Raw genomic sequence first — 7340 nt, 5'->3', positions numbered from 1 at the left:
CTATTTGGTATTTTATTCATCATTACAACTATGTTTTGAGCAAATGAATATCTAATCACTACATATTTATCACTACCATATCTTTAATTAACGTTCAGAGTTCCCTAAGCCGGCGCCTCCACCTTCAAAAATGAGTTTTTTTAACAATAAGGATTGCTGTAAATATATTTTTTTATGATGAACAAGTCCTAAATGAGTTAATTAGAATGGCAAATTAAAAGAGTTGAGTTTTGTATTTTATCACGTAGGCTTATCAGCTTAATCTATAGTTAATTTTAACAACTTGAGTGTCCACCAAATAGGGCTATATCAAATTGCTATCTAAGGCAAGGGCTAAGGCAAAATCGCCTTGAAAAATCGGGTAGGCAGAGTTATTTTTTTGGATTCCTCTTTGTGGGCTATTAGGAGCAATCGACGGATGGAAGACTGTTTAAACTTGTGCTGTTTTTAAATTATTAGCAGTGAGCGCTCTGTTATGAATTATACAAAATGAGCCGTTACTGGCAATTCTCGCGTCGGAGCGATCGCCCCCAATGAATTCAGGAAACAGATTCACCGCCACACAGCACTAAATATCTGGGTTCACAAGCTGGGAGTCTTCGTTGGCCCGGAGATCACAAAGCTGCCTTAATTAACACAAATAAGGGCTTTGCAAGAAAATCCTAAAAATATTTCCTTGAGAAACAAGAATAAAAACTTGCTCGCTTATTGTAGCCCCGGTAACAACACGTATGCCTGAAGTTATAGTCCACAGCCAAGTCTAGGGGACGATCTAAATCAATAGGGTGATGTGGCAGTGTCCGGGTGTTAAGAGGGGCGATCGAAGAGGAATATTCCTTGAGCGATCGCTTCCCAATCCGGGAGTCTAAAACCTAGCAAGGCAAGGAGTTGGAGACAATGCTGAACTTTTTGAGTTCAGGAAAGTAGCGTTAGCACTAAACTCTGCCGTATTGTGGAAATCGAGCCAAATTTGTAACAGTTCTTAACTATAAAGAATTCTGCCAAAACTGCTAGCATAGTGACACTTTTGCTAGCAAAAACAGATAAAGTAAATAAAGTTGGCTAGCTCTAGACCCCCCGATCCCCAGGATGGGGATGTTGAATCAATTTGATTCATACCAAGTGGTTTTAGAGTTACAATCGGAATCAAAGCATCGCTATTTAACTGAGTTCTTTACTTACTTTTACTTTCAGCTATGAACGTGGATTTTATCAAAGCCCAAGTCAGGTTGCTACAGGGTGCAAGTTCATCGGAGCGAGAAACCCTTATTAAAAACATCGGCGTCTGTGCTGGCGTGATCCGACCCGGAGAGTACGTGACTCCGCAACGGAAGCACGCCATCACTCTTTGGCTGCAAACAAATGCGGTTCGCCTCCGGCTTCCCCAACTTCCTCTGGACTTATCCGGCCAAAAGCCTTAACAGGGAAGTAATCAAGAGGTAGCGACAGAATCAAAGAAATTAGTCAATCTTACCTAAAAGTGCGTTTTTATTGAGCTGTACAGGATCAATGAAACACGATCAAGATTGAAAAAATGTTTGTAGGGAAAGTTGGGCTCAAAAACACGCCTGTGGACAAGAAGCGGCCGACCGCCTTGGTAGAAGCAGGAAGTGAACGTCAAACCTGCTCTAAAAGTAGATTTGACTAAGTTTCACAGAACGGATTATTGTGCACAACTATAACCTGGGTTATTTGCTTTTAGATTTGAGATTCACGATGTAGCTCGTATTGGATAAATAGGCTATTTGTGGATCGCCTGAAAAATTATCCTATTCAATAGGTATAACTAATTACAGGGGCAGTCATTGAACTGCCCTTACTTTTGACTCTCGATGCGAAACGGCTGCAAGTTACAATAAACGCATCTACTTGCAGATAGAGTTTAGGTGAACTCTCATGTAAGCTGCAGCGCCTGTATATTATTTGTTATGTTCGAGAGAAGGGGAGAGGATTTGACGAGCTTTGATAGGGAATTAATATCATCAAACAGAACGAGTTATAGCAATCCTTGCAGGAGTCGTACAAAGAGGTAGGGATAGTGCCTTTCTTTGCCTACCCCGGCCTCATGGGGGCAACCGGGCGTGGGTTTTGCCCCTACAAGAATTACACAAAGGATTTAGGATGGCTATATTACAATTCACTTGCTTTCTAATATATTTTTCCACAAAAATACTGTGAGCAAAAAACAAAAATTTCCTTATTTAGTTGGTTCCCGATGGACTTCACACCAAAAAACTTGGGGGTGGCGACACTTTCAAGTGGTCAACCGAAAAAACGAAGGTAAATGGGTATTTGCAGAAATGGTGGCGGCTTGCGATCCAAATGTGCGTTTTTGGCTGAACGCCGCACAGCTCAAAGACCGATCGCTCTGGCAAGCTGGATGGCAGTCTACGCAAGAATTAGAGGAATTAGAAACTGCAGACTAAAAGACAGGGCTGTGGGGTAGAGTGAGCCGAACTTCCGCCGCCTGCTGCTATCGTTCCGATCCAAACCAATACGGAGTGAGACTTTGCAGGTTTTGAAAAATCTTTTACATGACTACAAGTTCGGGAAACCCTTATGTGGCAGCGTTTTTGCTTAAGTAAGTCGGTGGGAAAAATCCTAAGTATGTAACAAAACATTAAGTACGGCGATCCGAACTCAATTTAATTCGTTTTGTAGGGTAGTGTACTTTTTTTCTCTAAAGCGATAAGTTAAATTGACTAAGGTCGATCGTCCTATATTTCCAGCGGCACAGGGCGCAACCTTCCCGCTACTTCTACACTCGGCCAATTCGGATCGAAAGTCAAATTTTCCAACGTTCCATCGCTGTGAATTACAAATGTATCCTCAATTTTGGCTCCCGACAAACTCGGATTCCAAGCCACAGCCATATTTTCTGCCAAAATATCTGAAGTTGCCGGATTCGCCACAATTTCCCGCGCCAAATATCCAGTAGTTCCGCCTTGATGATGTTCCGCAATTGCTTGAGGATATCCGTGTTCTTCGTAAGCAGTTTTAAGCGTATCATAAACCGCATTCAGCGTTACTCCCGGTCGGCAAAAATTTAGCGCCGCTGCTTCAATTTCTCTGACTTGTCGGTGCAACTCTGAATACTTTTCCCCAAGAAAATCGAAACAGACAAATCTAGTTAAATTTGCATACAAACCCCCTCCCCTCGCGCAAAATACTAACATTGCTTGTCGTCCAATTTGTTCGGCGGTTGCTGTGGCGTGGCGGTACAGTGGCAAACGCCTTTCTCCAGCAACTAAGGTAAGTGCTGGATGCAAACCTCTCGCCCACAAAGCCTCTGCACCGGCTCCGGCTAGCTGATATTCTGTCCATGTTGGTTTGGCTGCGGAAAGTACCTCTGTCATCGCTTCGCTGGCTAAACGCCCGACTCGCCGGTATCGCTCTAATTCGCTTGACATCATTGTCTGTTTGCGAGACTGTAAAGATGCGATTATTGGCATTTCTTGGGAATTTGGCCGATCGCTCATAACGTTACCGCCACCAGTAATTTCTTTGACAAAAGCTTCGCGCTGTGCAACATCAGCCCAAGGATAGATGTGCATTTGAAAGTTGGCTGGCAATTCCTCGTCCTGCAAGCGTTGAGCTTCGATTTCATCGGTGAGAACCCAAGCGTTTTCGGCGGTAATTAATATTTCTGCAACTCCGGTTTCTGCGGTTAGCAATACTGTATGGGAACCGCCGGCTGTGGCCCAGGCAAACCAGTCAGTGCCTCGCAAGCGAAGGGCGATGGCTTTTGTTTCGCTTAAGGCTTTGCGGATGAATTCGAGTTTTAAATCGACTTCTTTGTTGAATGAGTTTATCATATATGAAATAAGGAAGAAGGAAGAAGGAAGAAGTCAACTCCCCCCTGCCCCAGAAGGGGGGAAGGCAGAAGGAAGAAAAAAGAAAATCACTGATTTTAGTTAACATTTCCTAAATCTAAAATCTACAATGTCTAAAATCTAAAATCTAAAATCTAAAATCGATAGATACTGCTTGCAATTCTTTAGCTTTTTCTTCGGGTAAAGCGTCGTTGGCAAACATTCCGGCGGCGAGTTCGGTTCCTGCTAGGTATTTTAGCCGATCGCTCGATCGATAGGGCGGATAAAATTGGGCGTGCAAATGCGCTTCTGGATGGGGTTTCCCGTCTGTGGGCCCTTGAAACCAAGCCATCAAATAAGGGAAGGGGCGATGCCACAAACCGTCGTATTTGAGGGTGACTGTTTTTAAGGCTTTAGCCAGTGATTGACGCTGTTTTTGGGTCAAATCGACAAATGTAGCAGCGGGGGCGACCGGGGCAATCCACACTTCGTAAGGGTAGCGGGCACAAGCGGGGACAAAGGCGATCGCCTCTTCGTCTAAATAAATAATTCGCTGGTTGTCGGAAATCTCTTTTTGAATCAAATCTTGCAGCAAACCGCTACCGTTTTTTTGATAGTAAACCGATTGACATTCTAACATCCGTGCCGGCACCGGTGGCACCAATGGATAAGCGTAAATTTGACCGTGAGGATGGTGCAAAGTTACTCCAACTTCGACGCCGCGATTTTCAAAGGGCAAGACGTATTGAATTTCGGAATTGCTGCCAATAACTGAAGTGCGATCTGCCCATACTTCTAACAATAATTCCAAGTGAGATAACTCCAAAGAACCGAGGGAAGCCAGCGGATCTTGAGTGAAAACAACGACTTCGCAAATGCCCTTAGCTGGCAAAGTTTCGACAATATTTGCAGGTGCGTTTTTTGCTTGCAAAGTCAGCGAGGGAAAGCGGTTGTCAAACACTGCTACATCGTAATCTCCCGGCGGCAATTCTGTCGGAAACTTAGGGTTAATTGTAGCAGCCAGCGGGTTGTATTCCGGTGGTGGCATGAAAGTTCTTCCCTGACGGTGGCTGGCGTATGCTACCCATTCCCCCCGCAAAGGATGCCAGCGAAAGTGCGGGTTGGCCTCTACGGGTTCATTGCTGGGACTTACGGCCGCGATACCTTCTGGGATTGGGTAGCGGCTATACAGTGTGAGTGGGCGGCCGTCTGGTTTTAGCAATTTTTGGGCGTACATTTTTTGTAGGGGCGGGCGATCGCGTTTAATATATGTTAGGAGTATAACTTCGTGCTTTGAGAATCCGCCCCTACCTAAAGTCGCAAATTAGGTTAACAAGTTGAGTTGGCAGTACCAACGTCAGCCGATCGTGTGGTATTGTAGAACGGGCTGGAGAGCTTGGATCTGGATTCAATTTAGATGCGTAGCAGCTTACGATCGCAATTCCCAATTACCCAGTATATTTATTGATCGACCATTCGATCGAGCTTTTCCTTAACCAACAAGTCTAACAACGAGCGCAACACAAACAAGCCGCCCAATCCCGAAACCGCAAAAGCTGCGATCGCCCCCGTTTGATATCCGCCCACCAACAGCACCGCACCCGACAAAAACACAAAACCAGTCAAACAAGCGAAAATTAGAGTTTTCAGGGCTAAATTAATGCGTTTCAAGGCTCTTTCGCTCTCTAGATTTCGCACTCTAATTTGCATTTCGCCCTCTTCAATTCGCTGCTCCAAACGGTTGAGAAAAACTTGCGATTTGCTCGGCTGCCGTAACTTATATGTAATAAAACTCCGTGCTTGCCTTGCCAATTCTCCGATCGCATTTCCCCGCCCCTTGCTCACCGCAATACTCTTGACAAAAGGCTGAGCGGATGCTAGGAAATTGTAGTTAGGGTCGAGAGTTCTAGCAATGCCGTCGAGAGTCGTGACTGACTTGACAATAAACATCATTTCTGCAGGCAAGCGAAACGGTTGCTGCTCGAACATGATGTAAAGTTCCTTCTTAATTTCATTAAAAGCTTGAAAGTCGATCGGCTTATCAATAAACTTATCCAACAGAAAAGCAATCAACCTGCGTACCGGCATCATATCCGGCATCCGCTCAACTAAGCCGATCGTAATTAAAGTATTGAGTACCTCGTCAGTATCCTTTCTCATCACAGCAAAAAAAGTCTTGACCATTTGGTCTTTAGCCAGAGACTTCACCTCCGCCATCATCCCAAAATCGTAAAAAATCAAGCTACCATCTTCTGTCACCGCCAAATTTCCTGGATGCGGGTCAGCTTGAAAAAAACCGTCTATTAACAACTGTTTTAAATAACAGCAAATTCCGAGTTGATTGAGCTTCACAATATCGACTCCAATCGCCTCTAAACTAATGCGGTCGTCCACCTTAATACCGGGTGCGTATTCTAGAGTCAGAACTTTTTTAGTCGTGTATTGCCAGTAGACTTTCGGGACAATAATCTGAGGATATTCTCGAAAATTATGGCTAAAGCGATCGGAATTTTTACCTTCTTGCAGGTAGTCAATTTCTTGATATAAAATCTTAAAAAACTCGTGATAAATAGATTCCAGGTCATATTTGCGCGTCCCAGGCAAATAGCGATCGCAAAAACGCATCACTTGGCGCACCGCCTTGACATCCAAATCAAATAAACTTTCCAAACCGGGACGCTGCACCTTTACAATCACATCTTCCCCGGTGTGCAGCCTTGCTTTGTGCACCTGTCCCAGACTAGCAGCAGCCAGAGGCGACGGGTCAAAATCGCGGTACAAAGCATAAATATCCTTGCCTAACTCTGATTCTACAAGAGCGATCGCCTCTTCGGAACTAAACGGAGGAACCCGATCCTGCAACTGTTCGAGTTCCTTCACATACTCAAGCGGCAGCAAATCCGCCCGAGTCGAGAGAGACTGCCCGATTTTAATAAAAGTCGGGCCTAAATTCAGCAAAGTATTGACCAACCAATGAGCGCGAATTCTTCTAGTATGAGGCGAATTATTTTGCAGCAGTGCGTCCCACCACAAAAAAAACATAAACTTTCCCGCCGCTGCAAAAATGTCTATTTGCCGTGCCAGTGGCGAATATTTAGAACGTTGCCAACGCAGGGTTTTAGGTGCAGCTTTTGTGAGCATAATATTGGCGATCGAATTCCATGCACCGTGACAATTTTTAGGGACAATCCAGGACGCAGAAACCGACTTGTAAGAAAAGACGGGTTGCAGGCCTTTGAAACAGTTAAAAAACTCAGTTTCTTTGGTCTATACTGCGTAATATCATCTCAGACTATACAATTATAATTAAGTTCCTAGTAAGTAATGCAAGCCCTGATTAATTAATAAATAGAGGACAGTCGCACTCACTACAAACACGCGCTAATTACGGACAAATAACCCGACATAATATAAGTCCTGGGGAAAATCAGCAATGGAGAACCGGCAATTTAGACGGCAACCAGACAAACCATTCAAAACAGAGGACTTGGTAGCGTTTACCACATTTCCAAATCTCTCTCTTCTGGC

The 7340-nt window shown here is 44.4% G+C and carries 5 protein-coding genes; 2 read left to right on the top strand and 3 right to left on the bottom strand.

Going from position 1 to position 7340, the window contains the following annotated elements:
- Positions 1–1196: 1196 nt before the first annotated feature.
- Positions 1197–1421: a hypothetical protein gene (locus QUB10_RS27880; protein WP_006635912.1), complete on the top strand. Its 225-nt coding sequence runs from the start codon at positions 1197–1199 to the stop codon at positions 1419–1421.
- Positions 1422–2174: 753 nt separating this feature from the next.
- A complete protein-coding gene (locus QUB10_RS27875) occupies positions 2175–2426 on the top strand; it encodes a TIGR02450 family Trp-rich protein (protein WP_242725377.1) in 252 nt (83 codons plus the stop codon).
- 291 nt (positions 2427–2717) lie between these two features.
- Here QUB10_RS27875 and QUB10_RS27870 read toward each other — a convergent pair whose 3' ends face one another.
- The 3 genes from QUB10_RS27870 to QUB10_RS27860 all read right to left on the bottom strand — a co-directional run bounded on the left by QUB10_RS27870 (position 2718) and on the right by QUB10_RS27860 (position 6953).
- Positions 2718–3815: a M24 family metallopeptidase gene (locus QUB10_RS27870; RefSeq protein WP_333206448.1), complete on the bottom strand. Its 1098-nt coding sequence runs from the start codon at positions 3813–3815 to the stop codon at positions 2718–2720.
- 145 nt (positions 3816–3960) lie between these two features.
- Positions 3961–5049, bottom strand: coding sequence for a galactose-1-phosphate uridylyltransferase (gene galT, locus QUB10_RS27865; protein WP_333206447.1), 1089 nt, complete (start codon positions 5047–5049; stop codon positions 3961–3963).
- Between the two features lie 224 nt (positions 5050–5273).
- Positions 5274–6953, bottom strand: coding sequence for an AarF/ABC1/UbiB kinase family protein (locus QUB10_RS27860; RefSeq protein ID WP_333206445.1), 1680 nt, complete (start codon positions 6951–6953; stop codon positions 5274–5276).
- Positions 6954–7340 lie beyond the last annotated feature (387 nt).

It is taken from the genome of Microcoleus sp. B5-D4 (genome assembly GCF_036705145.1).
Lineage (GTDB): Bacteria > Cyanobacteriota > Cyanobacteriia > Cyanobacteriales > Microcoleaceae > Microcoleus.
Note: the sequence above shows the minus strand (reverse complement) of the source record. Positions and strands in the feature narration are given on the sequence as shown.